This window comes from Kitasatospora sp. NPDC036934, assembly GCF_055608425.1.
Map to the genome: position 1 here is coordinate 20,260 of NZ_JBVJQR010000039.1, position 25,290 is coordinate 45,549.

Below are 25,290 nucleotides of genomic sequence, written 5' to 3' on the forward strand. Positions count from 1 at the left end.
TCCTTCGGAACCGCCCCCGGGACGGCCGCGTCAAGCATGGGGTGGGGTCCGGCCTCGGGTGGGGCGGGCGCAGCGTGCCAGGGAGCGTAAACGGGTGACGAGCTACAACGATCAGGCCGGTCTCGGCAGTCCTGCGGGGGGCGAGCAGCGGGCGAACGGGTACCGTCCGGTCGGGCTCCCGGAGCTGGCCGCGGTCGTGGACCGGGTCCGCACCAACATCGAGAGCGTGATCGAGGGCAAGCCGGAGGCCATCCGGATCGCCCTGACCGTCCTGCTCGCCGAGGGCCACCTGCTGCTGGAGGACGTGCCCGGCGTCGGCAAGACCATGCTGGCCAAGGCGCTCGCCAAGTCCGTCGACTGCACCGTGCGCCGCATCCAGTTCACCCCGGACCTGCTGCCCTCGGACGTCACCGGCACCAACATCTACGACCAGCAGCGGCACGACTTCGAGTTCCGCCCGGGCGCGATCTTCGCCCAGATCGTGGTCGGCGACGAGATCAACCGCGCCTCGCCCAAGACCCAGTCCGCACTGCTGGAGTCCATGGAGGAGCGTCAGGTCACCATCGACGGCACCAGCTACGAGCTGCCCTCGCCGTTCATGGTGGTGGCCACCCAGAACCCGGTCGAGATGGAGGGCACCTACCCCCTCCCGGAGGCCCAGCGGGACCGCTTCATGGCCCGGATCTCGATCGGCTACCCCAGCCCCGAGGCCGAGTTCGCGATGCTCGACGTGCACTCCGGCGCCAACCCGCTGGACGACCTCCAGGCCGTCGCGCACGCCGCGGACATCCTCAAGCTGGTCGAGCTGGTCCGCACCGTGCACATCGCCGATCCGGTCCGCCGCTACGCCGTCGACCTGGTCGGCGCCACCCGCACCAGCCCCGAGCTGCGGCTGGGCGCCTCGCCGCGCGCCACCCTGCACCTGGTCCGGGCCGCCCGCGCCGCCGCCGCGCTGGACGGGCGCGACTACGTCACCCCGGACGACATCCAGCGCCTGGCCGTGCCGGTCCTGGCGCACCGCCTGATGCCGACCGCCGAGACCCAGCTCGGCCGCCGCACCGCCGAGCAGATCGTGACCGACCTGGTCGCCCGGCTGCCGCTGCCGCGTCCGCAGGGCGGCCCGGCCGTCCGGAGGGGCTGAGGTGGCCTCATCCGACCCGACGGGCGGACTGCGGGCCGGCCTGCGCGGCCTCACCACCCGGGGCCGCTCCTTCCTCGCCGCCGGTCTGACCGCGGTGGTCTGCTCCTACCTGCTCGACCAGGACGCGCTGCTGCGGGTCGGCGTGCTGCTCGCCGCACTGCCGCTGGCCGCCGCCGCGGTGGTCGCCAACACCCGCTACCGGGTGGCCAGCGGACGCCGGCTCAGCCCGCACCGGGCGATCGCCGGCCAGGAGGCCCGGGTCCACCTGCGGGTGGACAACGTCTCCCGGGTGCCCAGCGGGCTGCTGCTCCTGGAGGACCAGGTCCCGTACGTGCTCGGGCCGCGCCCGCGCTTCGTACTGGACCGGGTCGAGCCGCGCGGCTACCGCGAGGTGTCCTACCGGGTCCGCTCCGACCTGCGCGGCCGCTACCCGCTCGGGCCGCTGCAGCTGCGGCTGTCCGACCCGTTCGGGATGTGCGAGGTCAACCGCGCCTTCACCGCCTCCGACGTGCTCACCGTCGTCCCCCAGGTGCAGGCGCTGCCGCAGGTGCGGCTCACCGGCGAGTGGATCGGCCAGGGCGAGAGCCACACCCGCACGCTGGCGCTGGCCGGCGACGACGACGTGATCCTGCGCGAGTACCGGCCCGGCGACGACCTGCGCCGGGTGCACTGGCGTTCCACCGCCCGGTACGGCGAGCTGATGGTGCGCCGCGAGGAGCAGCCGCAGAAGGCCCGCGCCACCGTCCTGCTGGACACCCGCGAGGTGGGCCACCGGGGCATGGGCCCCGCGTCCTCCTTCGAATGGGCGGTCAGCTGCGCCGCCTCCGTCGCCGTGCACCTGCTGGAGCGCGGCTACCAGACCCGGTTGCTCACCGACACCGGCCACTGGGTGCCCGGGCCCGGCAACGGCGGGCACAACGTCGCCGCCGACACCTCCGGGCTGATCCTGGACGCCCTCGCGGTCGCCGACCTGTCCGACGGCGCCGGGCTCTCCCGCGCCGAGGAGCCGCTGCGGGCCGGCGGCGAGGGCCTGCTGGTCGCCGTCCTCGGCGACCTGGACAAGGCGCAGACCGCCCGGCTGGCCCGGCTGCGCGGCCGTACCGGCGGGGCCGTCGCCTTCCTGCTCGACACCGGCACCTGGGCCGGTCTGCGGATGCTCGCCCCGGACACCGGCGGGGAGGAGTTCCGCGAGCGGGTCCGGGAGCTGCGCCAGGCGGGCTGGACGGTCCTGCCGGCCCGGGCCGGCGACTCCGTGCCGGACCTGTGGCGGGCCGCCGACGGCGCCAAGACCACCGCCCCCTACCGAGAAGAGGCCGGCGCGTGACCCCCCGGGCCAAACTGACCGTCTACTCGGCGCTGGCCACCGCCCTCGCCTCGCTGTGCATGCTGCCGCTGCTGACCACCCGCAGCTGGCTCACCGACGCCTTCCTGGTGATCGCGGTGATCTCGGCGGTCGGCGCGGGCCTGCGCCGGTCCCCGCTGTTCCGCTGGACGGTGCCGGTGGCCCAGGTGCTGGTGCTGCTCCTGCTGATGCTGATCGGCTTCGCCGGCTCCGGGATGACCGCCGGCGTGCTGCCCGGCCCGTCCGCGATGCGGGTGCTGAGCCGGGTCTTCTCGGCCGGCCTCGACGACGTCACCCAGTACGCCATCCCGGCGCCGCCGACCGCCGGCCTGCGGCTGATCCTGGTCTCCTCGGTCGGCCTGATCGCCGTGCTGGTGGACGCCGTCGCGGTGACGTACCGGCGCTCGGCACTGGCCGGGCTGCCGCTGCTGGCGCTCTATTCGATCGGCAACGGCCTGGCCGGGGAGCACAGCAGCTGGGTCTGGTTCGGCTGCGCCGCGGCCGGCTACCTCGTGCTGCTGTTCGCCGAGGGCCAGGACCGGGTCTCCCGCTGGGGCCGGGTCTTCCGCGGCGGCGCGCGGGGCACGGTGACCTCCACCCAGGTCAGCCTCGGCGGCCAGCAGGTCGGCGTGCTGGCGCTGGCCCTGGCGCTGCTGCTGCCGGTCTTCCTGCCGCGCTGGGACCTCGGGCTGTTCGACTCCGGCTCCGGCGGGTCGTCCGGCAAGGGCACCGCCGGGAGCGTGACCACCAGCCTCGACCCGCTGGTCAGCCTGGAGGCGGCGATCACCAAGCCGTCCGACACCGAGCTGCTCACCTACACCCTGGACAGCGACCTCGCCGACCAGATCTATCTGCGCACCGGCTCGCTGGACCAGTTCGACGGCACCAACTGGAAGCTCAGCAGCACGGTGGTCAGCGACCTGCCGGCCACCATGCCCGCCCCCGAGGGCCTGCGGGTCACCGACGTCCCCCGGATCCAGGGCGACTTCCAGGTCAGCGACAAGCTGGAGAAGAGCTGGCTGCCGATGCCGTACCCGGCCGCCTCCGTCCAGGTCCCCAAGCGCGGTGACTGGAAGCTCGACCCGATGACCCGCACCGTCCTGCCGACCAACGACAAAGCGATCCGCGGCCTGCACTACACCGTCAGCGCGCTGGACCTGCGCCCCACCGCCGACGAGCTGCGCACCGCGCCGCTCGCCCCGCAGGACATCCGGGAGCACTACACCGCCATCCCCTCCGACCTGCCGTCCGTGGTGGCCGAGCAGGCCAAGGCGGTCACCGCCGGCGCCCGCAACGACTACGACCGGGCGACGGCCCTGGTGAACTGGTTCACCGGCCCGCAGTTCAAGTACGACACCTCGGTCGACGGCGGCACCGGCAGCGACGCCATCGCGGTCTTCCTGCGCGACCACCGGGGCTTCTGCGTGCACTTCGCCTCCACCATGGCCGCGATGGCCCGGGTGCTGAAGATCCCGGCCCGGGTCGCGGTCGGCTTCACCCCCGGTGACAGCAAGGGCGGCAACGTCTACTCGGTCAGCGGCCGGATGTACCACGCCTGGCCCGAGCTGTACTTCTCCGGCTACGGCTGGACGCGGTTCGAGCCGACCCCGAGCCGGGGCGTGCCGACCCACTACACCGAGGGGTCCAGCACCCCGACCACGGCTCCCAGCCAGCAGGCGACCGCCGCCGCGACCAGCGCGGCGGCCGTCCCGGCGCCGACCAACAGCTCCGGCTGCACCGCCAAGCAGCACCAGCTGGGCGACTGCGGCCCCAAGGGCAAGGCCGTCAGCACCGCCGCCGAGGAGTCCTGGCTGCTCTCCGGGCAGGTGCTCGGCACCCTGGCCGTGGTGATCGGACTGATCGCCCTGTTGCTCGTACCGATGTTCTGGCGGACGGCCGTGCGCCGTCGTCGGCTCGGCGGCGGCGGGCGCCGCCGGCCGGGCGGGGACGGTCCGGCCGAGCTCACAGACGCCCAGGTGCTGGCCGCCTGGGACGAGCTGGTCGACTCCGCCTGGGACGTCGGAATTCCCCCGGACGAGTCACGCACGCCGCGCTCGGCCGCCCGCCGGATCACCGAGACGGCGGACCTGGACGCGGATGCGGCAGCCGCCGCCGGGCGCCTGGCCCTGGCCACCGAACGGGTGCTCTACGCCCCTCCCGGGCAGGTCACCACCGCCCCGCTGGCCGCCGACGTCCGCACCGCCCGGCGTGCCCTGTGGGCCCACACCCGCCGGGCCGGCCGGGTCCGGGCGCTGCTGCTGCCGCCGTCCTCGGCGCAGCTGTGGTGGCGGATCTCCGAGGCGCTGCGGGCGGCCCGGGCGGGCGCCGCCACCCGGACCGGCCGGGCCGCCGAGGCGGTCTCCGGCCCGGTGCGGCGGGTGGTCACCCGCGGCAAGCGGTCCACTCCGGAGTCCTGACACACACGGGAGCCGGGGCGGGCAGTTCATCGACTGCCCGCCCCGGCTCCCGTCTTGGGTTCCTCGGCGCGGTCGGTGCGCCGGTACGGCTCAGAAGCCGCCGGTCTGCTCGTCCCGGCGGCGCTGCCAGCGCTGCTCCACCCGGTCCATCATCCCGGCCTTGCGGCGCGGGGCGGCGGCCTGGCGGGGGCCCGCGCCCTGGCTCGCGGGCCCGCGGCGCCAGCCGGTGACCGCGAACACCGCACACCCGAGCATCACCAGGAAACCGACGACGCTGACCCAGATCTGGTCCGGAACGACCATGCCGCCCATCAGCAGGCCGATCCCCACCACGAAGCCGGCGACGGCCAGGTAGACCCGCCGACGGGTGTAGGTGCGCAGCCCGGTTCCCTCAAGCGCCGACGCGAATTTGGGATCTTCGGCATACAGCGCTCGCTCCATCTGGTCGAGCAGTCGCTGCTCGTGCTCCGAGAGCGGCACGGAGTCCTCCTACTCGTCGGTCGCGGGTGCGACCGGTCCGCCACCCCGGTCGGGGAGGCCAGTCCAATCAGCCTTGGGCACACGGTCGGACGCCCGTGCGGGGGACCCGGCCCGTGTCGTCCATATGCCCCACGCATCCGGCTGTCATGCTTTCCGGCTTTACCCAGATCATACGGTCCGTGGACCCGTTGCGGAGTGGTCTGCGCCGCGTGGTACGGGCCACTTGGACCGGGTGGGACCGCACCCGGCTCAACGCCGGACGGATCGGACTAGTGCCCGACCCGGTGGAATCGGTCAGGACCTGGGGAACTTCCCGATCCCACCCCGGTGAGGGGAGGGCGTCCGGCGGGCGAACCACCGCCGGACGGTGCGCGAACCGTACGGCGGGCGGGCAGGCGGTCCAGCGGGGGTCAGGCCAGGGTGGCCAGCAGGTGCAGCTGGGTGGCGACGGCGTGGAAGGCGGGCTGCCCGGCGGCGGCCTCCTCCAGCTTCAGCAGCGCCTCCATCGCGCCCGGCTCGGCGTCCACCAGCACCCCGGGCACCAGGTCGGCGAAGACCCGTACGCCGTGCACCGACTCCACGCGCAGGCCCGCGCCCTCGGCCAGCCGGCCCAGCTCCTCGCCGGTGAACCGGCGCGGCATCGGGTCCTGCTCGCCCCAGCGGCCGTCTTCGGCGGAGAGCACCGTGCGGGCCTCGTTGAAGTGGCCGGCCAGCGCACGGGCCAGCACGGCGCCGTTGCGGTTGGCGGCCAGCAGGCTGACCAGGCCGCCCTTGCGCAGGGTCGCGGCCAGGCTGCCGAGCGACTCGGCCGGGTCGTCCACGACCTCCAGCACGCCGTGGCAGAGCACCGCGTCCACGGTGCCGGGGGCGACCAGCTCGGGCAGCGTCTGGGTGTCCCCCTGGACGGCCCGGACCAGGTCCGTCACCCCGGCCTCGGCGGCCCGGCGCTCCAGCGCGAACAGCGCGTCGGGGCTCGGGTCGACCACGGTGACCCGGTGGCCGAGCTTGGCCACCGGCACGGCGAAGTTACCGGTGCCGCCGCCGGTGTCGACCACGTCGAGCACCGGCTGGTCCAACTCGGCCACCCGCTTCTCCAGGGCGGCCCGCACCACCTCCCAGACCACGGCGGTACGCAGGGCGCTGCGGGGACGCGTCGGGTACAAGGCGGGACTCCTCGGCACGTGCAGATCGATCAGGATGCCTCCACCTTAGACCGACCGGCACATGGTGGGCGGCGCAAGGAGCGGCGTCCGGGCCGAGCCTGGCGAGGCGGAGGAGGGAGTAGCAGCGGAGCTGCGGCGACCGACGACAACGCAGTCCGGGCGACACCCGGGCGCCGCGACGCCGCCCACCATGTGCCGGTCGGTCTTAGGGCCTGTCCCCGGGCTCGTCGGTGTCGAGCGGCAGCCGCGGGGCGGGCGGGGCCGGGCGCAGGCCGAGCAGCCGCTGGACCAGGCGCAGGAACAGGGCGGAGTTGCGGATCAGGTCGTCGGCGTCGCGGGCCGAGGCGGCGCCCCGGATCCCGGCCTCGGCAGCGGCCCGGCGGCGGGCGCCGGCCCCGTAGTAGAGCGCCCATTCGGCCAGTTCGGGGGCCACCTCGGGCAGTACCTCCCAGGCGCTGCGGATGGCCTTGCGCCGGCGCGGGTTCTTCTCCGGCCGGCCGCGGACGGCCAGCACGGCCGCCACCGTGCGCAGCGCAGCGAGGTGGGCGGTGGCGTAGCGCTCCAGCGGGTCCTCCAGCGCGCGGGCGCGGGCCAGCGTGCGGTGGGCATCGGCGAGCAGGTCGAGGGCGGCGGGCGGCGCGGCCGTCCGGCGCGACACGGGGTGCACGTCCCGCCCGGCGGGGCCGGGGGCGTGCGGCAGGGCGGCGGGGTGGAGGCGGGCGGTGACGGGCTCAGGGTGGCTGATGGTCATGGTCTCCCCCGTTCCGAGGCAGCGCGCGGACCGGGTGGTCCGTGCTCCTCCATCGTGAACGGCGCCACTGACAATCAGGCCCCGGGAACGGGCGTACCGGCGGCGGACACGGTCCCCCGATCCGCGCCGCCGCCGTCTGCCGTCGCTCCGCCCAACCCCCACCGGGCGGCGGTGCGAACTCCCCCCGTTCCCCCGTTTCCCCCGTTCGGAGACCGGTCTCCCCCCGGCCCGCTCCGCCGCCCCGTGTCGGCGGTGCGGGGCCCGTGACCGGCGCCCGACGCGGATCCCGAGCCACCACCCCCTGGCCCTCCCGGCCGGGGAGCGGACGGATCCGCCACCCGGGCGGCCGGCGCCCGACGCGCCGTCCTCCCGGGTGCCACTACTCTCCCGTCCCGGCAGGTCGGAGGCCATCCGCTGACGTACTCAACCGGGGATCTGAGTACCCGTACTCAGTCGGCCCGGCCGGCCGGGCCCGGAACCACGGCGGTGGCCCGTGGCGTCCCGGCTCCGGGTACGGTACGGCGGGACCGGGGCGGTCCCGGCCCGGGTCGGGAGACCCGGGATGGCGAGGAGGGGGACGCGATGACGGTCCTGCCGCTGATCTTCACCAGCGGTCTGGCCAGCGGCATCAACGCGTATGCGGTGGTGCTGCTGCTCGGTCTGCTGGGCCGGTTCGCCGGGGCGGAGTCGGTGCCGCACGCGCTGGAGCGCACCGATGTGCTGATCGCGGCGGCCGTGCTGTTCCTGCTGGAGGCGGTGGCCGACAAGATCCCGTACGTGGACACCGTCTGGGACGCCGTGCACACCGTGATCCGGCCGATCGCCGGCGCCGTCGTCGGGGTGCTGATCGCGAGCAACGACCCGGGCTCGCTGAGCGAGGTCGCGGCCGGGGCGATGGGTGGCACCACGGCGCTGGTCACCCACCTGGTGAAGGCCTCGCTGCGGATGGCCGTCAACACCTCGCCCGAACCGTTCAGCAACATCGTGGTCAGCCTTGCGGAGGACATCTCGGTGGCCGGCCTGGTCACCCTGGCGATCTTCCACCCCTGGCTGGCCGCCTCGATCGCCGCCGCCCTGTTGCTGACCGGCCTGCTGCTGGTCCGGCTGGCGGTCAGCAAGGTCCGCGCCTTCCGGGCCCGCCGCCGCGAACGCAGGGCCACCAGGGCCGCGGCCGGAGCGTACGCAGGTCGGTCCTAGGATCTGGTGCCATGGCACGGATCGTCATCATCGGCGCAGGAATGAGCGGGCTCGCGGCGGCCTCCCGGCTGGCGACCATCGGCCACCGGGTGACGGTCTGCGAGGCGGGCGGCACGTACGGCGGCATGGTCGGCCGGTACGAGCGCGACGGCTTCGCCTTCGACACCGGGCCCGGCCTGCTCCCGCTGCCGGCCGTCTACCGCGACCTCGCGCTGAAGACCGGCAAGGAGCCGCTGGAACAGCTGGTGGAGCTGGCGCCGGTGGACCCGGAGAGCCGGCACCTGTTCCCCGACGGCACCGCCGTCACCCTGCCCAACGCCTCGCGCGGCGGGGTCAGCCAGGCCCTGGACGCCGCCTTCGGCGCGGGCTCCGGCGCCCGCTGGAGTGCGGTGATGAACCACGGCCGGACGGTCTGGGAGGCCACCCGCCGCCCACTGCTGGAGGAGCCGCTCCCGGACGACCGGGCCTTCCTGGGCACCGACCCGTACCCGGCCCCGGCGCCCACCGGACTGGCCCGGCTGCGCCGCCCCCGGCCGTGGACCCTCCGGGACGTGGCCGCGCGCGAGCTCGGCGGCCACCCCGGGCTGACCGCCCTGCTGGCCGAGGCCGCCCTCCGGTACGGCTTCGTCCCCGGCCGGGCACCGGCCGGGGCCACCGTGCTGCCGTACATGGAGCAGTCCTTCGGCGTCTGGTACGTCCGGGGCGGCCTGCGGGCCCTGGCCGAGGCCGTGTACCGGCGCTGCGAGCTGCGCGGGGTCGAGTTCCGCTTCGACACCCCGGTCACCCGGGTGGTCGTGGCGGACGGCCGGGCGTGCGGGGTGGAGACGGCGGACGGCCGGGTCGACGCCGATCTGGTGGTCTCCGCGATGGACGCCGGCGCCCTGTACCGCCACGGCCTCGCCGAGTGGCCCGGACTGCCGGCCGAGCACTGGGAGTCCCGGGGGGTGCCCGGCCGGTTCAGCGTGCTGCTGGCCCTGCGCGGCCGCCGTCCGGAGGGCACCGCGCACCGGACGGTGGTGCACGCGGTGGACCCGGCCGCCGAGGAGAACGCCCTGACCTTCTCGGCGCCGCCCTGCGCGCGCCCCACCGTCCAGGTGCTCCGCCCGGACGACCCGGCACTGCGCCCCGACGACGCCCACGAGAGCGTGGTGCTGACCGCGACCGTCCCGGCCCAGGGCGAGTTCGACTGGACCGCCCCCGGCGTCGCCGACCACTACGCCGACCAGCTGCTCGCCCATGTCGACGCGGCCGGCCTGGGCCTGCGCGAGCGGCTCCGGTGGCGGGTCGTGCGCACCCCGGAGGACACCCGCCGGGAGACCGGCGCCCTCGGCGGCGCGGTCGCCCTCCCGGTCCTGGCCGGGTCCGCGGGCCGGTGGCTGAAGGCCGCCAACGAGTCCCCCGTGCCCGGGCTCTACCTGATCGGCGGCAACGCCCACCCCGGCGGCGGCCTCTCCCGCGTCGGCATGTCCGCCTGCATCGCCGCCAACCTGATCGGCCCGGCGTGAGGGCGGGGCCGGCCGGTCAGCCCTGGTGCCAGGTGTTCTGCTGCTGGTAGCCGTAGTTCTGGTCGTACGCCGGCTGCTGCGGGATGCCCTGGCCGTGTTGGTCCGGCTGGGGCTGCCACTGCTGCTGGTCGTGCTGCTGGTGCTGCTGGGCGTTCGGGTCCCAGGCCTGCTGGTGCTGCTGCGGGTAGCCCTGGTACGGGTCCTGGGGCTGCTGGTAGCCGCCGTACGGGTCCGGCTGCTGTTGCGGGTAGCCACCGTAGGACTGCTGGTCGTAGGCGTAGGCGGGCTGCTGCTGGGTCTGCCACTGCTGCTGGTCGTAGCCGGGCTGGTAGGCCGGGGCGTAAGGGTCCTGCGGCTGCTGCTGGACCTGCGGCTGCTCGTAGTACGAGGGGGCGTAGACGCCGTCCTGGGCCAGTTCCCGCATCTCGAAGGCGGCGGTCTGCTCGACCTCCGGGAGCTCCTCGGCGACCGGCGCCGGGGCGCTGTCCCGGGCCGTGTCCGGGGACGGGACCGGGGTCTCCTCGACCGCGCTGACCTCGCCGACCCGCTTCCGCTCCGCCGCCGCGACGGCCGCGACCGCCGCACCGCCGGTCAGGGCGCCGAGCAGCGGCACCTTGGCGAGCGGGCCGGGCAGGCTGCCGTCGGCCTTCCGCAGGGACCAGCCGTTCTGGTAGCCGCGCTTGACCGAGAGGGTGACGAAGACCTGGCCGACCGCGAACAGGCCCGCTCCGGCGCCGATCACCAGGACCGAGCCGAGGCTCATCCCGACGGCCACGCCGAGGAATCCGGCCAGGGCCAGCGCCCGCCAGTGCACCGGCGCCCGGTTCTGCAGCAGCACCTCGGCGACCAGCCAGAGCGCCACCACCGCCAACGCGACGTACAGCAGCAGGTATCCGATGCCCATCCGCCCGCTACCTCCAGTCGCGTGCCCGCGCGCGCCGCGCGTGTGCGGCGACTGTACCGGTTCAACGGCCGGGGTACCGCATCGCGTTCCCGCCGTCGACGGCACCGGCCGCACACGACCGGGCCCGCCACCGGGGACGGGTGACGGGCTCCTGAACAGCTGTGGTCAGCGCTGGTGCAGCCCCAGGTTCTGGTAGATCTCCAGGGTCGCCGTCGAGTGGTTGAGCGTGATGAAGTGCAGGCCGGGCGCGCCCTCGGCGAGCAGCCGCTCGGCCATCGCGGTGGCGTGCTCCATGCCGACCGCGCGCAGTGCCGCCGGGTCGTCGATGACCGCCCGCAGCCGGTCCTCCAGGTCGACCGGGAAGGCCGAGCCGCTGAGCTGGGGGAAGCGCTCCAGCTGCTTGGCGTTGGTGACCGGCATGATCTCCGGGATGATCGGCGTCTCGCAGCCCGCGGCGGTGACCCGGTCGCGGAACCGCAGGTAGTCGTCCACCTCGAAGAACATCTGGGTGATCGCGTAGTCGGCGCCGGAGCGCACCTTGGCGATGAAGTGCCGGATGTCCTCGTCCCAGTCGGTCGAGCGCGGGTGCATGTTCGGCGAGGCCGCCACGCCGACGCAGAAGTCGCCGATGCCCTTGATCAGCTCCACCAGCTCGTACGCGTAGGTGACGCCGTCCGGGTGACGGACCCACTCGCCCATCGGGTCGCCGGGCGGGTCGCCCCGGACGGCGAGGACGTTGCGCACGCCCTGGTCGGCGTACTGGCCGATGATGTTGCGCAGTTCGGCGATCGAGTGGTCCACCGCGGTCAGGTGGGCGACCGGGGTGAGCGTGGTCTCGGTGGCGATCCGACCGACGATGTTGACGGTGCGCTCGCGCGAGGAGCCACCGGCGCCGTACGTCATGCAGACGAAGTTCGGGTCCAGCGGTTCGAGCCGCCGGATGGCGTCCCAGAGCTTCTGCTCACCGGCCTCGGTGCGCGGCGGCATGAACTCGAAGGAGAAGGAGCGCTTTCCGGCCGCCAGGAGTTCGCGGACCGTGAGCGCGCGGTCCGGTCTCGTGGAAGCGATGCCGAGTGCCATGTTGGCAGGTTATCGGGGCCCCGACGGGGCCGGACAACTCGATTCCACGATTCGGGACAAGTAGTGGACGGGCCTCCGCTTCCCTCCCGCCCGCCCCGCGCACCCCGGCCGCACCCCGCTCGCACGGCCGTTCCCCGCTGCCCCGCTACGCTTGCTGCACCCCAGCGAACCAGCGGAGCCTCATCGTGACCTCGTCCAGCAACCGGCCGGCCAACCCCATGGACGTGGAGGACGTCCGCACCCGCGTCAACGCGGCCCTCGCCGCGTTCATGGACGGCCAGTCCGCACTGCTCGGCACGATCTCGCCGCAGCTGGTGCCCGCCGCCGACGCCCTGCGCGACTTCCTGCTGGACGGCGGCAAGCGGCTGCGCCCGGCCTTCTGCTACTGGGGCTGGCGCGCCGCGGGCGGGCCCGCCGCCGGCGAGGGGATCGCCAACGCCGCGGCCGCCCTGGAGCTGCTGCAGGCCAGCGCCCTGGTGCACGACGACCTGATGGACCGCAGCGACACCCGCCGCGGCCTGCCCTCGGTGCACCGCCGCTTCGAGGCGCTGCACCGGGAGAGCGGCTGGCGCGGCGACCGCGAGCAGTACGGCGCCTCGGCCGCGGTGCTGCTCGGCGACCTGCTGCTGATCTGGTGCGACGAGCTGTTCCTGCGCTCGGGCCTGGACCCGGCCGCCGTGCTGGCCGCCAAGCCGAGGTTCGACCTGATGCGCACCGAGGTCATGCTCGGCCAGTACCTGGACGTGCTGGAGCCGGTGGCCGGCGACTCCGCCGACGAGGGCGCGCTGGAGCGGGCGCGGACCGTCCTGCACTACAAGTCGGCGAAGTACACCATCGAGCGGCCGCTGCAGGTCGGCGCACTGCTGGCCGGGGCCGGGCCGGAGCTGGTCGAGGCGCTCGGCGCGTTCGGACTGCCGCTGGGCGAGGCCTTCCAGCTGCGGGACGACCTGCTCGGCGTCTTCGGGGATCCGGCCGTCACCGGCAAGCCCGCCGGGGACGACCTGCGCGAGGGCAAGCGCACCCTGCTGGTCGCCCACGCGATGCGCGCCCTGCCGCAGGCGGACGCCCGGCACCTGGACGCCCGGCTGGGCGCGCCGGACCTGGCCGCCGAGGAGGTCGCCGAGCTGAGCGGGCTGGTCGCCCGCAGCGGCGCGCCCGAGCTGGTGGAGGCCCGGATCGAGGAGCTGATGGGGCAGTCGCTGGCCGCGCTGGCGGCGGCGCCGCTGGCCGACGAGCGGGCCCGTACGGTGCTGCTGGCGCTGGCCGAGGCCGCCACCGTCCGCAAGTACTGAGGGACGGCGGCGGCCCGGCGGTCACACTGCCAGGCGCACCCGGCGGGCGAGCTCGGCGGCGGCCGCCCGCGGGTCCTCGGCCGCGGTGATGGCCCGGACCACGACGATCCGGCGGGCGCCGGCGGCCAGCACCTCGTCCAGGTTGCCGAGGTCGATCCCGCCGATCGCGAACCACGGCCGGTCGGTGGCCCGCCCGGCCGCGTAGGAGACCAGGCCCAGGCCCGGCGCGTACCGGCCCGGCTTGGTCGGGGTCGGCCAGACCGGGCCGGTGCAGAAGTAGTCCACGCCCGGCTCGGCGACCGCCGCGTCCACCTCGGACTCGGCGTGGCAGGACCGCCCGATCAGCACGTCCTCGCCGAGGATCGCCCGGGCGGCCGGCACCGGCAGGTCGTCCTGGCCGAGGTGCAGTACGTCCGGCCGGGCCGCGTGGGCGACGTCGGCGCGGTCGTTGACGGCCAGCAGCTTGCCGTGGCGGCGGCAGGCGTCGGCGAAGACCTCCAGGGCCGCCAGCTCCTGCTTGGCCTCCAGTCCCTTGTCGCGGAGCTGGACGATGTCCACCCCGCCGGCCAGGGCCGCGTCCAGGAACTCGGCCAGGTCGCCCTGCTCGCGCCGGGCGTCGGTGCACAGGTAGAGCCGGGCGTCGGCCAGGCGGGCGCGCAGCGTGTCCGCAGCCATCAGATCAGCATCGCCTGGGCGCGGCGCTTGACCTCGGTGCCGCGGTTCTCCCGCAGCGCCTGGATCGGGCTGCCGGGCAGCGACGGGTCCTCGGTGAAGAGCCACTCCAGGATCTCCACGTCGTTGTACCCGCAGTCCCGCAGGACGGTCAGGGTGCCGGACAGGTGCTTGACCAGCCCCTGGCCGTCGATGAACGCCGCCGGGACCTGCAGCGACTTGTTCGGGCCGCGCCGGACGGCGATCAGGCCGCCGTTCTTGACCAGGTCACGCACTTCGGTGACCCGGACCCCCCACTGCTCCGAGATGTCGGGCAGGTACACCCACTCGGTGACCAGGGCTTCAATCTTGCTTTCGATCTCACTCACGCCACCAGACTGCCACCTCCGCGGCCCGCCGCGCACCAGCCGCTACCCCGCGACCGCCGACTTCAGCGGTACCGAGGGGTCCGCGGCGAGGGCGCGGTCCAGCACCGCGCCGCGCTCGATCAGCTTCCGGCCCTGGGTGAGGTCGCGCGGCCGGTCCACCGCCAGCAGCGCGCTCGGCACCCCGTCGCGCAGCCACAGCACCGTCCAGCCGGCGTCCTGGGGGCCGCCGCGCCAGAGCAGTTCGTCGCCCCCGGCGTGCCGACCGGCGTACTGGACCATCCGCCCGAACTGCTCGGACCAGAAGTACGGCACCGGGTCGTACGGCTCCTCCGCCCCGAGCACGGCGGCGGCCGCCGCCCCGCCGGACTGCAGCGCGTGGTCCCAGTGCTGGACGACCAGCCGGGCGCCGGAGCGGGCCGACGGGTAGCTGACGCAGTCCCCGGCCGCGAACACCCCGGGCAGACCGGTGCGCAGCCGCCCGTCCACCACGACCGCGCCGGAGGCGTCCAGCTCGACGTCCGAGCCGGCCAGCCAGCCGGTCGCGGGCCGGGCGCCGACACCGACCACCACCTCGTCGGCGGGCAGGTGGGAGCCGTCCGCCAGCAGCACCGCCCCCGGCTCCACGGCGGCCACGCCGACCCCGCAGCGCAGCTCCACCCCGGCCTCGGCGTACCAGGCGGCCATCGCCGAACCGACCTCGGTCGGCAGGGCGCCCGGCACCGGCGCGGGACCGGCCTCGACCACGGTGACCTCGCAGCCGGCCTGCCGGGCCGAGGTGGCCACCTCGGCGCCGATCCAGCCGGCGCCGACCAGCACCAGCCGCAGCCCCGGGCGCAGCAGCGCGCGCAGCGCCAGCGCGTCGTCCAGGGTGTGCAGCAGGTGGGCGCGCTCGGCGCCGGGCAGGGCGCGCGGGACGGCGCCGGTGGCGATCACCAGCGAGTCGTACCGGAGGTCACCGCCGTCGGTGTGCAGCACGCCCGGGGTGAGGCCGGTGGCGCGGCGGCCGGTGAGCAGCTCGATGCCGAGCCCGTCGTAGTCGATGTCCAGGGTGGTGGCGTCGGCCTTGCCGAGCAGCACGTCCTTGGAGAGCGGCGGCCGGTCGTACGGCCCGTGCGGCTCCTCGCCCACCAGCAGGATCCGACCGCGCCAGCCGCCCTCCCGCAGCTTCAGGGCGCACTGCGCCCCGGCCAGCCCGGCCCCGACGACGACAACCACCTGATCCGTTCCGCTCAGCTCTGCCACGCCCGTCACTGTACTCAGCACCGCACTGCCGCCCGGGGCCGTCCACCCTTCGTACGGCCCTTCGGCCGGGCCGACCCCCGGCGTTAAGGTGGACGCACCACACGGGAGCCCGGCGTACCGGGCTGAGAGGCGGGCTGGCACGGCCCGCGACCGTCCGAACCTGATCCGGGTCATACCGGCGAAGGGAGAAGAGCAGCTTTGTCACGCTTGCCAGCAGGCAGCCGCGCGGACGTGCTGGTGATCGGCGGGGGCATCATCGGCCTCGCCGTGGCCTGGCGCGCCGCCCAGCGCGGGCTGCGGGACGTGGTCGTGGTCGATCCCGCCCACGGCGGGGGCGCGGCCGGGGTGGCCGCCGGGATGCTCGCCCCGGTCACCGAGGTGCAGTACGGCGAGGAGCCGCTGCTGCGCCTCGGGACGGCCTCCAACCAGCGGTACGAGGGCTTCGCCGCCGAGCTCACCGAGGCCAGCGGCGGCCTCGACACCGGCTACCGGCGGTGCGGCACCATCGCCGTCGCGCTGGACTCCGACGACCGCGAGGAACTGCGTGAACTGCACGCCTTCCACCAGCGGCTGGGCCTGGACTCCAGCTGGCTGACCGGCCGGGAGGCCCGCCGGCTGGAGCCGATGCTCGCGCCCGGCGTGCGCGGCGGACTGCACGCCGCGGACGACCACCAGGTGGACCCGCGCCGGCTGCTCACAGCCCTGGTCGCCGCCGGTGAGCGGGCCGGGGTCCGGCTGCACCGGGGCGAGGCCGTCGAGCTGCTGGTGGAGGGCGGCCGCGCGGTCGGCGCCCGGCTGGGCTCCGGGGAGACCCTGCACGCCGAGCAGGTCGTCCTCGCCGCCGGCCCGCACAGCCACCGGCTGCCCGGGTTGCCCGAGGGGGTGCTGCCCGCGGTGCGCCCGGTGAAGGGGCAGATCGTCCGGCTGCACGTCCCGGACGCCTACCGGCCGTTCCTGTCCCGCAACGTCCGCGCGGTGGTGCGCGGTCAGCACCTGTACCTGGTGCCGCGGGAGAACGGCGAGCTGGTGATCGGCGCGACCACCGAGGAACAGGGCTACGACACCACGGTGACCGCTGGCGGGGTGTACGAACTCCTGCGTGATGCCCACGAGTTGGTCCCAGGCATCACCGAGCTCCCGCTGGTGGAGACCTCCGCCGGGCTGCGCCCGGGCTCGCCGGACAACGCCCCGCTGCTGGGCCCGACCTCGCTGCCCGGACTGGTCGCCGCCACCGGCCACTACCGCAACGGCGTACTGCTCGCCCCGGTCACCGCCGACCTGCTCGCCGACTACCTGGCGACCGGCGAAGTCCCAGAGCTGGCAAGGCCGTTCACACCCACCCGGTTCTCCTCCGCATCCCCCCTGATGAAGGCCTCCGCATGACCGAGATCGCTCTGACCGTCAACGGCGAGCCCCGCGAGGTGCCCGCCACGACCACCCTCGCCGAGCTGGTGGCCACCGTCAGCGCCGCCAACACCGGTGTCGCCGCCGCCCTCAACGAGGCCGTGGTGCCGCGCAGTTCGTGGTCCGGGACGACGCTGGACAGCGGCGACCGGGTCGAGATCCTCACCGCCGTCCAGGGAGGCTGAGCCATGGCCGACGACCTTCTCACCATCGCCGGGGCGACCTTCTCCTCCCGGCTGATCATGGGCACCGGCGGCGCGCCGAGCCTGGAGGTCCTGGAGCGCGCCCTGCTCGCCTCCGGCACCGAGCTGACCACCGTGGCCATGCGCCGGGTGGACGCCACCACCCAGGGCTCCGTCCTGGACGTGCTGACCCGCAACGGCATCCGGGTGCTGCCCAACACGGCCGGCTGCTTCACCGCCGGCGAGGCCGTGCTGACCGCCCGGCTGGCCCGCGAGGCGCTCGGCACCGACTGGGTGAAGCTGGAGGTGATCGCCGACGAACGCACCCTGCTGCCCGACCCGATCGAGCTGCTGGACGCCGCCGAGACGCTCGTCGACGACGGCTTCACGGTGCTCCCGTACACCAATGACGACCCGGTGCTGGCCCGCAAGCTGGAGGACGTCGGCTGTGCGGCGATCATGCCGCTGGGCTCGCCGATCGGCTCCGGCCTGGGCATCCGCAACCCGCACAACTTCCAGCTGATCGTGGAGGGCGCCGGCGTCCCGGTGATCCTGGACGCCGGCGCCGGGACGGCCTCCGACGTGGCACTGGCGATGGAGCTGGGCTGCTCGGCGGTGATGCTCGCCTCCGCGGTGACCCGGGCTCAGGACCCGGTGCTGATGGCCGAGGCGATGCGGCACGCCGCCGAGGCGGGTCGGCTCGCCCACCGGGCCGGCCGCATCCCGCGCCGCTTCCACGCCGAGGCCTCCTCCGCGATGGCCGGCCGGGCCGACCTGGACTCCCGGGAGCGGCCGGCCTTCTGAACCCGTCGCGCATGTCACAAGCCGGTCCCGGTGGCGGTGTCCGCCGGGACCGGTCTCCGCCCGCCCCACTAGACTCCCCCGGGTGGACATGGCATTGCACGACCCGCTGATCGGCGCCCTGCTCGACAACCGGTACCGGGTCGAGCAGCGCATCGCCACCGGCGGGATGTCCACCGTGTACAAGGGCACCGACACCCGGCTGGACCGGGTGGTCGCCCTCAAGGTGATGCACCCCCAGCTGGCCGGGGACGAGGGCTTCACCGCCCGCTTCATCCGCGAGGCCAAGGCGATCGCCAAGCTCACCCACCCCAACGTGGTCAACGTCTTCGACCAGGGCGCGGACGGCGGAAACGTTTTCCTCGCCATGGAGTACGTCCCCGGCCGCACCCTGCGCGACCTGCTGCGCGACCGCGGCGCGCTCTCCGTACGGGCCGCGCTGGACGTGCTGGAGCCGGTGCTCGCCGCCCTCGGCGCCGCCCACCGGGCCGGGCTGGTCCACCGGGACGTCAAGCCGGAGAACGTGCTGATCACCGAGAGCGGCCTGGTCAAGGTCGCCGACTTCGGCCTGGTCCGGGTCCTCGGCACCGCCGACGGCGCGCCCACCTCGACCAGCACCGCCATCGGGGGCACCGTCATGGGCACGGTCTCCTACCTGGCCCCCGAGCAGATCCTCCCGGACGCCCCCACCGACCAGCGGGTCGACGTCTACGCGGCCGGCATCCTGCTCTACGAGATGCTCACCGGCCGCCGCCCGCACACCGGCGACAACCCCGTCCAGGTCATGTACAAGCACCTGCACGAGGACGTCCCCGCCCCCTCGCTGACCGCCCCGACCGTCCCCCCGGCGCTGGACGCCATAGTGGCCGGCGCCTGCGCCCGCGCCGCCGACGCCCGGCCGTACGACGCGGTGGAGCTGCTCGCCGCTCTCCAGCGGGTCCGCCGCACGCTCACCCCGACCGAGCTGGACGCCGAGCCACCGGCCTCCACCCGGACCGGCCCGCGCTACCCCACCAGCGAACCGACCTCGGTGATCCAGCCGCTCCCCCGGCCCGCCGACGCCCCGGCGCCGGAGCCCACCAGCGTGCTGGAGGTCCCGGCGGAGCTGATGGAGCAGCTACTGGTCGAGCCCCGCCCGTACGACGAGCCGACCCCGGTCCGGCCCCGCCGGCCGAGCCGGCTGCGCCGCCTCCCGCGTAAGCCGATGATCTGGACGGCCGCGCTGACCGCCCTGGTGCTGGCAGTGGGCGGTGTCACGTACGGGATCTCCGAGGGGCTGTACGGCTCGGTGCCGGGCGTGCTCGGCAAGGACCGGTCCGAGGCGCAGCGGGTGCTGGACCGGGCGGGCATGCACGGCAGGTTCGTCGAGGTGTTCAGCGAGTCCGTCCCGGCCGGGCAGGTGATCTCCACCGATCCCGGGGTGGGGGCGCGCACCCGCAAGAGCGACGCGGTGACGGTCACCCTCTCCAAGGGCCCCAAGCGGATCGCGGTGCCGGACCTGACCGGCAAGAGCGCGGACGACGCGGCCGCCGCGCTGGCCGGCGCCCAGCTGACCAGGGGCGGGGTGACCCAGACCTACAACGACTCCGTGCCGGAGGGCTCGGTGATCAGCAGCTCGCCGGGCGCCGGGCAGATGCTGCAGGAGAACGCCGCGGTCTCGCTGGTGGTCAGCAAGGGGATGGTGCCGGTCCCGGACGTCAGCGGGATGGGCCGGGACGACGCCCAGCGGGCGCTGCAGGCGGCGGGCTTCACCATGAAGGCCTCCACCGACTGGACGCTCGGCATGGGCAAGGTGAGCAGCCAGTCCCCGGCGGCCGGCGAGCGGCGCCCGCAGAAGTCCGTGGTAACGGTCAACTTCTCGCTGTTCTAAGCGGGTCCGGGGCTCAGCGGAGCGGCCCGTCGCCCGGTTCCTCCTGGTAGGAGTAGCGCTGCTCGCGCCACGGGTCGGCCAGGTTGTGGTAGCCGCGCTCCTCCCAGAAGCCGCGCCGGTCGGCCCGCATGTACTCCACCGCGCGCACCCACTTGGGGCCCTTCCAGGCGTACAGCCGGGGAACCACCAGCCGCACCGGGAAGCCGTGCTCGGCGGTCAGCGCCTCGCCGTTGCGGTGGGTGGCGAGCAGGGTGCGGGGGTCGGCGAAGTCGGCCAGCCGCAGGTTGGCGCTGTAGCCGTACTCGGCCCAGACCATGACGTGGGTGACGCCGGGCGCCGGAGGCACCAGGTCGAGCAGGAGGGCCGCGGGCACGCCCGTCCACTCGTTGCCGAGGAGGGAGAACTTGGTGACGCAGTGCAGGTCGGCGACCACGGTGGTGCGCGGCAGGGCGTCGAAGGCCGTGAGGTCCCAGCTGTGCTTCTCGGCCGAGGCGGTGGCGCCGAACACCTGGAGGTCCCAGCTCAGCGGCTTGAAGCGGGGCACCGGCCCGTAGTGCAGGGCGGGCCAGCCGCGCTGCGCGCGCTGACCCGGGGGGAGGCTCGGGTCAGACGGCGGAAGCGGTTCTCGTTCGGACTGACCCATGGCTCCATGGTGACAGACGGCGGACGGGCCACGGCGCGCGCCCCTTGGGCTCCCGTTCACGCCCCGCCCGTACGGGCCAATGGTCGATCGCATACCCCCGGCTATCACCCAAATCGGATATTCCGACACATGTCCTAGTGAGTGTGAACTTACTGGAATTTCCTCCCAATACGGTGCCAGGATGCCCAGCGCAGTACTCACCGCAGGACGTGACGCAGGGAGGCAGCACCATGCAGGGCGACCCGGAGGTCATCGAGTTCCTCAATGAGCAACTCACGGCCGAACTCACCGCGATCAACCAGTACTTCCTGCACGCCAAGATGCAGGAGAACTTCGGCTGGACGAAGCTCGCCAAGTACACCCGGCACGAGTCGTTCGACGAGATGAAGCACGCCGAGACGCTCACCGACCGGATCCTGTTCCTGGACGGGTTGCCCAACTACCAGCGGCTGTTCCACGTCCGGATCGGCCAGACGGTCAAGGAGATGTTCGAGGCCGACCGGCAGGTCGAGGTCGAGGCGATCGACCGGCTCAAGCGCGGGATCGTGGTGATGCGGGCCAAGAACGACGTCACCTCGGCGAACATCTTCGAGTCCATCCTGGCCGACGAGGAGCACCACATCGACTACCTCGACACCCAGCTGGAGCTCCTGGAGAAGCTCGGCGAGGCCCTCTACCTCGCCCAGCTGATCGAGCAGCCGGAGTCCTGAGACCCGGCGCCCCGACTCAGGCCACCCGCAGCGGGACCACCGGGGCGATCGGCGCCATCGGCGTCGGCTTCGGCGCGGCCGACCCGGGCTCGCCCTGGACCTCCGGGTCGGCGAGTCCGAGCTTGGCGGCCAGCCGGGCGGTCGGGCAGGGCCGGGCGCCGTGCTCGCCGAGCAGCGCCTGGATCCGGCGGACGCAGGAGCCGCAGTCCGTACCGGCCTTGCAGCCCTTGGCTATCTGCCGCGGGCTGTTGGCGCCCCCGTCGATCGCCTTCTTCACCTGGTCCTCGGTGACCGCATGGCACATGCACACGTACATAGCGGTCTCTCCCGGGGTGAAGCGCAGGTGAAGCGCGGAGTGGATCTTGACTAAGGCTTGCCTTAGTTCACTAAGCCTCACCTTACCCGGCGATCCGGGCACGAAAAAGCCCCTCCGGCTTCGGGAGTCCCGAAACCGGAGGGGCCTTCGTCACAGTCACTCCCCCGCTCACCTCCGGGCCGAAGGGCGGTGGTGGCTCAGGGCCGGCGGATCACTGGCCGCGGTACATCTCCGCCACCAGGAACGCCAGGTCCAGCGACTGGCTGCGGTTGAGCCGCGGGTCGCAGGCCGTCTCGTAGCGCTGGTGCAGGTCGTCGACCAGCACCTCGTCGCCACCGCCGACGCACTCGGTGACGTCGTCGCCGGTCAGCTCCACGTGGATGCCGCCCGGGTGGGTGCCGAGCGCCCGGTGCACCTCGAAGAAGCCCTTGACCTCGTCCAGGACGTCGTCGAAGCGGCGGGTCTTGTGGCCGCTGGAGGCCTCGAAGGTGTTGCCGTGCATCGGGTCGCAGATCCACACCGGCTTGGCACCGGAGGCGGTCACCTTCTCCACCAGGGTGGGCAGGTGGTCGCGGACCTTGCCCGCGCCCATCCGGGTGATGAAGGTCAGCCGGCCGGGCTCGCGCTCCGGGTCCAGCTTCTCGATCAGGGTGAGCGCCTCGTCCACCGAGGTGGTCGGGCCGAGCTTGACCCCGATCGGGTTGCGGATCTTGGAGGCGAACTCGATGTGCGCGTGGTCCAGCTGGCGGGTGCGCTCACCGATCCACACCATGTGGCCGGAGACGTCGTACAGCTCGCCGGTGCGCGAGTCCACGCGGGTCAGCGCGGTCTCGTAGTCGAGGATCAGCGCCTCGTGCGAGGAGAAGAACTCGACGGTCCTGAACTCCTCCGGGGCCACCCCGCAGGCGTTCATGAACGCCAGGGCGTTGTCGATCTCCCGGGCGAGCTGCTCGTAGCGCTGACCGGCCGGCGAGTTGCGCACGAAGTCCTGGTTCCAGGCGTGCACCTGGCGCAGGTCGGCGTAACCACCGGTGGTGAAGGCGCGCACCAGGTTCAGCGTCGCGGCGGACGCGTTGTACATCCGCTTCAGGCGCTCCGGGTCCGGGATCCGGGACTCCGGGGTGAACTCGAAGCCGTTCACCGAGTCGCCGCGGTAGACCGGCAGGGTCACGCCGTCCCGGGTCTCGGTCGACTTCGAGCGCGGCTTGGAGTACTGGCCGGCGATGCGGCCGACCTTCACGACCGGCACCGAGGCCGCGTACGTGAGCACGGCGGCCATCTGCAGCAGGGTCTTCAGCTTGTTGCGGATGTGCTCCGCGGACACGCCGTCGAAGGCCTCGGCGCAGTCGCCGCCCTGGAGGAGGAAGGCCTCCCCCCGCGCCACGGCGCCGAGCCGGGCGCGCAGCTGGTCGCACTCACCGGCGAAGACGAGCGGCGGATACGAGGCGAGCTCGGCAAGGGTCTTGCGCAGAGCCTCTTGGTCCGGCCATTCAGGCTGCTGCGCCGCGGGCAGGGACTGCCAGGAGTGGCCAGTCCTCGTGGTCTCAGTCGTTGCGGTCACACGGCAAGGCTACGGGGTGGCGCGAGCGATTCGTGACCATTGCCCGAGGGGTGAGACACGTCCCGGACATTGCACGTGACCGGCCTCACCCGCACGGCCCCATCCGATAGGCTCCACCCCATGCACGCGCCCCACACCCACTCCTGGTGGTGGGCCTCCCCCCTGGGTGGCCCACAGATCGCGCGTTCCTAGACGAACACGACGGCCGCCCCTCGGGGCGGCCGTCGTGCGTCCGAGCAGACGGCCCCTCCGGGAGCGGAACCAGCACCGCCTCGCCACCCACCCCGGAAGGAAGCCGTACTCGTGACCACCCCCGCCTCCAGCGAGCTGCTCGCCCGCCTCACCGCTCCCGGCGCCCCTGCCTTCGCCCTGCTGCACCGCCGCACCCCCCGGCACGCCCCGGACACCGTCGAGGTGCTGCTCGGCACCGTCGACAGCTACCGGCACCTCGCCGACCTCCCGGTCCGGGCCGGCATCCCGGCCGCCGGGCCGGTCCACGACCTGCTCGCACTGGTCCCGTACCGGCAGATCCGCGAGCGCGGCTTCGAGGCGCACGACGACGGCACCCCGCTGCAGGCCCTCGCGGTGACCGAGCAGTACGCGCTGCCGCTGGCCGAACTCACCACCGCCCTGCCCCAGTTGCCGGTCACCCTGTCCGGCGGTGCGTTCGACGTGGACGACGAGGCGTACGCGGCGATCGTCCGCCGGGTGATCGACGACGAGATCGGCAACGGCGAGGGCGCCAACTTCGTGATCCGGCGCGACTTCCACGCCACGCTCGAGGACTGCTCCCCCGCGCTCGCCCTCACCCTGTTCCGCCGACTGCTGGAGCAGGAGCGCGGCACGTACTGGACCTTCCTGGTGCACACCGGGGAAAGGGTGCTGGTCGGCGCCTCCCCCGAGGTGCACGTCCGGCAGAGCGGCGGCACCGTCGTGATGAACCCGATCTCCGGCACCTACCGCTACCCGGCCGGCGGCTCCGACCTCGACTCGCTCCTCCAGTTCCTCCACGACCCCAAGGAGCTGGAGGAGCTGACCATGGTGGTCGACGAGGAGCTGAAGATGATGTGCACCGTCGGCGACCTCGGCGGCCAAGTGCTCGGCCCCCGGCTCAAGGAGATGTCCCACCTCGCCCACACCGAGTACGAGCTGCGCGGACGCACCTCGATGGACGTCCGCGAGGTGCTGCGCGAGACGATGTTCGCCGCCACCGTCACCGGCAGCCCGGTGCAGAACGCCACCCGGGTGATCCGCCGCTACGAGCCCGGCGGGCGCGGCTACTACTCCGGCGCGCTCGCCCTGATCGGGCGCTCCGCGAGCGGCGGGCAGCTGCTGGACTCGCCGATCTGCATCCGCACCGCCGACATCGACCCGGCCACCGGGCGACTGGTCGTCCGGGTCGGCGCCACCCTGGTGCGCCACTCCGTCCCGGAGTCCGAGGTCGCCGAGACCCACGCCAAGGCCGCCGGGGTCCTCACCGCGATCGGCGCCCGGCCCGCGCCCGCCCGGCTGCCCCACCCCGGCGGGCCCCGGCTCGCCGACGACCACCGGGTACAGGCCGCGCTGGACGCCCGCCGGGCCGACCTCGCCCCGTTCTGGCTGCGGATGCAGGCGCCGTCCCCGGTCACCGAGCCCGAGCCGACCCTGGTCGTGGACGGCGAGGACACCTTCACCTCGATGCTCTCCCACCTGCTGACCTCGCTCGGCCACCAGGTCACCGTGGTCCGCTTCGACGAGCCCGGCCTGCGCGAGCTGGTCGCCGCCCACCGCGGCCCGCTGGTGCTCGGCCCCGGCCCGGGCGACCCGGCGCTCGCCGACGACCCCAAGATGGCGGTGCTGCGCCCGGTCGTCGCGGACGCGCTGGCCTCCGTCCGCTCCGGCGCCCGGACGGCCCCGCTGCTCGCCGTCTGCCTCAGCCACCAGCTGCTCGCCGCCGAACTCGGGCTCGCCCTGGGCCGCAAGGCCGTCCCGTACCAGGGCGCCCAGGAGAGCATCGACCTGTTCGGCCGCAAGCGCACGGTCGGTTTCTACAACACCTTCACCGCCCGCTGCTCGGACGCCGACGTGGCCCGGCTCGCCGCCGCGGGCGTCGAGGTCGCCCGGGACGCCGCCACCGGCGACGTCCACGCGCTGCGCGGCCCCGGCTTCGCGGGCCTGCAGTTCCACCCCGAGTCGGTGCTCACCCGGGACGGCGTGGACATCGTCGCGGCCCTGCTGCGGGAGGCGACGGCCGTCCGGGGCTGAGTGCG

General features: G+C 74.0%; 23 protein-coding genes and 1 riboswitch. Of the genes, 12 read left to right on the forward strand and 11 right to left on the reverse strand.

Translation table 11 applies throughout. The features are described 5' to 3' along the window. The first annotated feature begins 184 nt into the window (after positions 1–184). From ACZ7BZ_RS34975 to ACZ7BZ_RS34985, 3 genes are read left to right on the forward strand one after another with little or no spacing between them, the layout of a single operon-like run. The gene (locus ACZ7BZ_RS34975; protein WP_380462126.1) at positions 185–1,141 is read left to right on the forward strand and encodes an AAA family ATPase; all 957 of its coding nucleotides are present in this window, start codon (positions 185–187) and stop codon (positions 1,139–1,141) included. 1 nt (position 1,142) lies between these two features. Beyond that, the gene (locus tag ACZ7BZ_RS34980) at positions 1,143–2,465 is read left to right on the forward strand and encodes a DUF58 domain-containing protein (RefSeq protein WP_470361868.1); all 1,323 of its coding nucleotides are present in this window, start codon (positions 1,143–1,145) and stop codon (positions 2,463–2,465) included. After that, positions 2,462–4,900, forward strand: coding sequence for a transglutaminase TgpA family protein (locus tag ACZ7BZ_RS34985; protein ID WP_470361869.1), 2,439 nt, complete (start codon positions 2,462–2,464; stop codon positions 4,898–4,900). Before ACZ7BZ_RS34980 ends, ACZ7BZ_RS34985 begins: the two co-directional genes overlap by 4 nt. Before the next feature lie 90 nt (positions 4,901–4,990). Here the strand turns inward: ACZ7BZ_RS34985 and ACZ7BZ_RS34990 are convergent, their stop codons facing one another. The 3 genes from ACZ7BZ_RS34990 to ACZ7BZ_RS35000 all read right to left on the reverse strand — a co-directional run bounded on the left by ACZ7BZ_RS34990 (position 4,991) and on the right by ACZ7BZ_RS35000 (position 7,294). Continuing rightward, positions 4,991–5,380, reverse strand: coding sequence for a DUF3040 domain-containing protein (locus tag ACZ7BZ_RS34990; RefSeq protein ID WP_380458813.1), 390 nt, complete (start codon positions 5,378–5,380; stop codon positions 4,991–4,993). A 410-nt stretch (positions 5,381–5,790) separates the two neighbouring features. Then, complete coding sequence (locus tag ACZ7BZ_RS34995) at positions 5,791–6,543, reverse strand: methyltransferase domain-containing protein (protein ID WP_470361870.1); 753 nt, start codon at positions 6,541–6,543, stop codon at positions 5,791–5,793. Positions 6,544–6,748: 205 nt separating this feature from the next. After that, entirely contained in the window at positions 6,749–7,294 is a 546-nt protein-coding gene (locus ACZ7BZ_RS35000) for an SAV_6107 family HEPN domain-containing protein (protein ID WP_470361871.1), read from the reverse strand. A 582-nt stretch (positions 7,295–7,876) separates the two neighbouring features. Between ACZ7BZ_RS35000 and ACZ7BZ_RS35005 the strand changes: the two genes are divergently transcribed. Further along, complete coding sequence (locus ACZ7BZ_RS35005) at positions 7,877–8,491, forward strand: DUF4126 domain-containing protein (RefSeq protein ID WP_470361872.1); 615 nt, start codon at positions 7,877–7,879, stop codon at positions 8,489–8,491. Between the two features lie 11 nt (positions 8,492–8,502). Then, on the forward strand, positions 8,503–9,996 hold the full coding sequence (locus tag ACZ7BZ_RS35010) for a phytoene desaturase family protein (RefSeq protein ID WP_470361873.1): 1,494 nt from the start codon (positions 8,503–8,505) through the stop codon (positions 9,994–9,996). A gap of 16 nt (positions 9,997–10,012) precedes the next feature. Here the strand turns inward: ACZ7BZ_RS35010 and ACZ7BZ_RS35015 are convergent, their stop codons facing one another. Together ACZ7BZ_RS35015 and metF are read right to left on the reverse strand one after the other, a co-directional pair. Next, positions 10,013–10,900, reverse strand: coding sequence for a hypothetical protein (locus ACZ7BZ_RS35015; RefSeq protein WP_470361874.1), 888 nt, complete (start codon positions 10,898–10,900; stop codon positions 10,013–10,015). A 165-nt stretch (positions 10,901–11,065) separates the two neighbouring features. Then, positions 11,066–11,980: a methylenetetrahydrofolate reductase [NAD(P)H] gene (metF, locus tag ACZ7BZ_RS35020; RefSeq protein WP_470361875.1), complete on the reverse strand. Its 915-nt coding sequence runs from the start codon at positions 11,978–11,980 to the stop codon at positions 11,066–11,068. A gap of 185 nt (positions 11,981–12,165) precedes the next feature. On the opposite strand from metF, the gene ACZ7BZ_RS35025 reads away from it, so the two are divergent. After that, positions 12,166–13,272, forward strand: coding sequence for a polyprenyl synthetase family protein (locus ACZ7BZ_RS35025; RefSeq protein WP_470361876.1), 1,107 nt, complete (start codon positions 12,166–12,168; stop codon positions 13,270–13,272). Between the two features lie 21 nt (positions 13,273–13,293). Here the strand turns inward: ACZ7BZ_RS35025 and thiE are convergent, their stop codons facing one another. Genes thiE through ACZ7BZ_RS35040 form a run of 3 tightly spaced genes read right to left on the reverse strand, consistent with a single transcriptional unit; the run spans position 13,294 to position 15,554 of the window. Continuing rightward, positions 13,294–13,947: a thiamine phosphate synthase gene (gene thiE / locus ACZ7BZ_RS35030; RefSeq protein WP_380458827.1), complete on the reverse strand. Its 654-nt coding sequence runs from the start codon at positions 13,945–13,947 to the stop codon at positions 13,294–13,296. Further along, positions 13,947–14,312, reverse strand: coding sequence for an Rv2175c family DNA-binding protein (locus ACZ7BZ_RS35035; protein WP_375893249.1), 366 nt, complete (start codon positions 14,310–14,312; stop codon positions 13,947–13,949). Before ACZ7BZ_RS35035 ends, thiE begins: the two co-directional genes overlap by 1 nt. A 42-nt stretch (positions 14,313–14,354) precedes the next feature. Further along, entirely contained in the window at positions 14,355–15,554 is a 1,200-nt protein-coding gene (locus ACZ7BZ_RS35040; protein WP_470361877.1) for an NAD(P)/FAD-dependent oxidoreductase, read from the reverse strand. A 91-nt stretch (positions 15,555–15,645) separates the two neighbouring features. Continuing rightward, positions 15,646–15,758, forward strand: a riboswitch (TPP riboswitch). 3 nt (positions 15,759–15,761) lie between these two features. Here ACZ7BZ_RS35040 and thiO point away from each other — a divergent pair. From thiO to pknB, 4 genes are all read left to right on the forward strand, one after another. Further along, entirely contained in the window at positions 15,762–16,937 is a 1,176-nt protein-coding gene (gene thiO / locus ACZ7BZ_RS35045) for a glycine oxidase ThiO (RefSeq protein WP_470361878.1), read from the forward strand. Further along, complete coding sequence (gene thiS / locus ACZ7BZ_RS35050; RefSeq protein ID WP_465747419.1) at positions 16,934–17,143, forward strand: sulfur carrier protein ThiS; 210 nt, start codon at positions 16,934–16,936, stop codon at positions 17,141–17,143. The genes thiO and thiS overlap by 4 nt, the downstream gene beginning before the upstream one ends. 3 nt (positions 17,144–17,146) lie before the next feature. After that, positions 17,147–17,944 (forward strand): thiazole synthase, encoded by a 798-nt coding sequence (locus ACZ7BZ_RS35055; RefSeq protein WP_380458834.1) that lies wholly within the window; start codon positions 17,147–17,149, stop codon positions 17,942–17,944. A gap of 88 nt (positions 17,945–18,032) precedes the next feature. Beyond that, positions 18,033–19,811, forward strand: a complete 1,779-nt coding sequence (gene pknB, locus ACZ7BZ_RS35060; RefSeq protein ID WP_470361879.1) for a Stk1 family PASTA domain-containing Ser/Thr kinase — start codon at positions 18,033–18,035, stop codon at positions 19,809–19,811. Positions 19,812–19,824: 13 nt separating this feature from the next. Here the strand turns inward: pknB and ACZ7BZ_RS35065 are convergent, their stop codons facing one another. Then, positions 19,825–20,454 carry a molybdopterin-dependent oxidoreductase gene (locus ACZ7BZ_RS35065; protein ID WP_380458836.1) on the reverse strand — a complete coding sequence of 210 codons (630 nt, stop codon included), beginning with the start codon at positions 20,452–20,454 and terminating at the stop codon, positions 19,825–19,827. A gap of 230 nt (positions 20,455–20,684) precedes the next feature. Here ACZ7BZ_RS35065 and bfr point away from each other — a divergent pair, with 230 nt between their 5' ends. Beyond that, positions 20,685–21,164 (forward strand): bacterioferritin, encoded by a 480-nt coding sequence (gene bfr, locus ACZ7BZ_RS35070; protein ID WP_380458838.1) that lies wholly within the window; start codon positions 20,685–20,687, stop codon positions 21,162–21,164. A 16-nt stretch (positions 21,165–21,180) separates the two neighbouring features. Here bfr and ACZ7BZ_RS35075 read toward each other — a convergent pair whose 3' ends face one another. Beyond that, a complete protein-coding gene (locus ACZ7BZ_RS35075; RefSeq protein ID WP_470361880.1) occupies positions 21,181–21,468 on the reverse strand; it encodes a (2Fe-2S)-binding protein in 288 nt (95 codons plus the stop codon). Positions 21,469–21,691: 223 nt separating this feature from the next. Next, positions 21,692–23,041 (reverse strand): class II 3-deoxy-7-phosphoheptulonate synthase, encoded by a 1,350-nt coding sequence (locus ACZ7BZ_RS35080; protein ID WP_470361881.1) that lies wholly within the window; start codon positions 23,039–23,041, stop codon positions 21,692–21,694. A gap of 303 nt (positions 23,042–23,344) precedes the next feature. Between ACZ7BZ_RS35080 and ACZ7BZ_RS35085 the strand changes: the two genes are divergently transcribed. Then, positions 23,345–25,285: an anthranilate synthase family protein gene (locus ACZ7BZ_RS35085; RefSeq protein WP_470361882.1), complete on the forward strand. Its 1,941-nt coding sequence runs from the start codon at positions 23,345–23,347 to the stop codon at positions 25,283–25,285. The last annotated feature ends 5 nt before the right edge of the window (positions 25,286–25,290 follow it).

Bases quoted from the DNA above. Each gene is read 5' to 3' on its own strand.
- ACZ7BZ_RS35000 (WP_470361871.1), bottom strand. From the start codon at position 7,294: ATGACCATCAGCCACCCTGAGCCCGTCACCGCCCGCCTCCACCCCGCC.
- ACZ7BZ_RS35005 (WP_470361872.1), top strand. From the start codon at position 7,877: ATGACGGTCCTGCCGCTGATCTTCACCAGCGGTCTGGCCAGCGGCATC.
- ACZ7BZ_RS35010 (WP_470361873.1), top strand. From the start codon at position 8,503: ATGGCACGGATCGTCATCATCGGCGCAGGAATGAGCGGGCTCGCGGCG.
- ACZ7BZ_RS35015 (WP_470361874.1), bottom strand. From the start codon at position 10,900: ATGGGCATCGGATACCTGCTGCTGTACGTCGCGTTGGCGGTGGTGGCG.
- metF (WP_470361875.1), bottom strand. From the start codon at position 11,980: ATGGCACTCGGCATCGCTTCCACGAGACCGGACCGCGCGCTCACGGTC.
- thiE (WP_380458827.1), bottom strand. From the start codon at position 13,947: ATGGCTGCGGACACGCTGCGCGCCCGCCTGGCCGACGCCCGGCTCTAC.
- thiS (WP_465747419.1), top strand. From the start codon at position 16,934: ATGACCGAGATCGCTCTGACCGTCAACGGCGAGCCCCGCGAGGTGCCC.
- ACZ7BZ_RS35055 (WP_380458834.1), top strand. From the start codon at position 17,147: ATGGCCGACGACCTTCTCACCATCGCCGGGGCGACCTTCTCCTCCCGG.
- pknB (WP_470361879.1), top strand. From the start codon at position 18,033: ATGGCATTGCACGACCCGCTGATCGGCGCCCTGCTCGACAACCGGTAC.
- ACZ7BZ_RS35065 (WP_380458836.1), bottom strand. From the start codon at position 20,454: ATGGGTCAGTCCGAACGAGAACCGCTTCCGCCGTCTGACCCGAGCCTC.
- bfr (WP_380458838.1), top strand. From the start codon at position 20,685: ATGCAGGGCGACCCGGAGGTCATCGAGTTCCTCAATGAGCAACTCACG.
- ACZ7BZ_RS35075 (WP_470361880.1), bottom strand. From the start codon at position 21,468: ATGTGCCATGCGGTCACCGAGGACCAGGTGAAGAAGGCGATCGACGGG.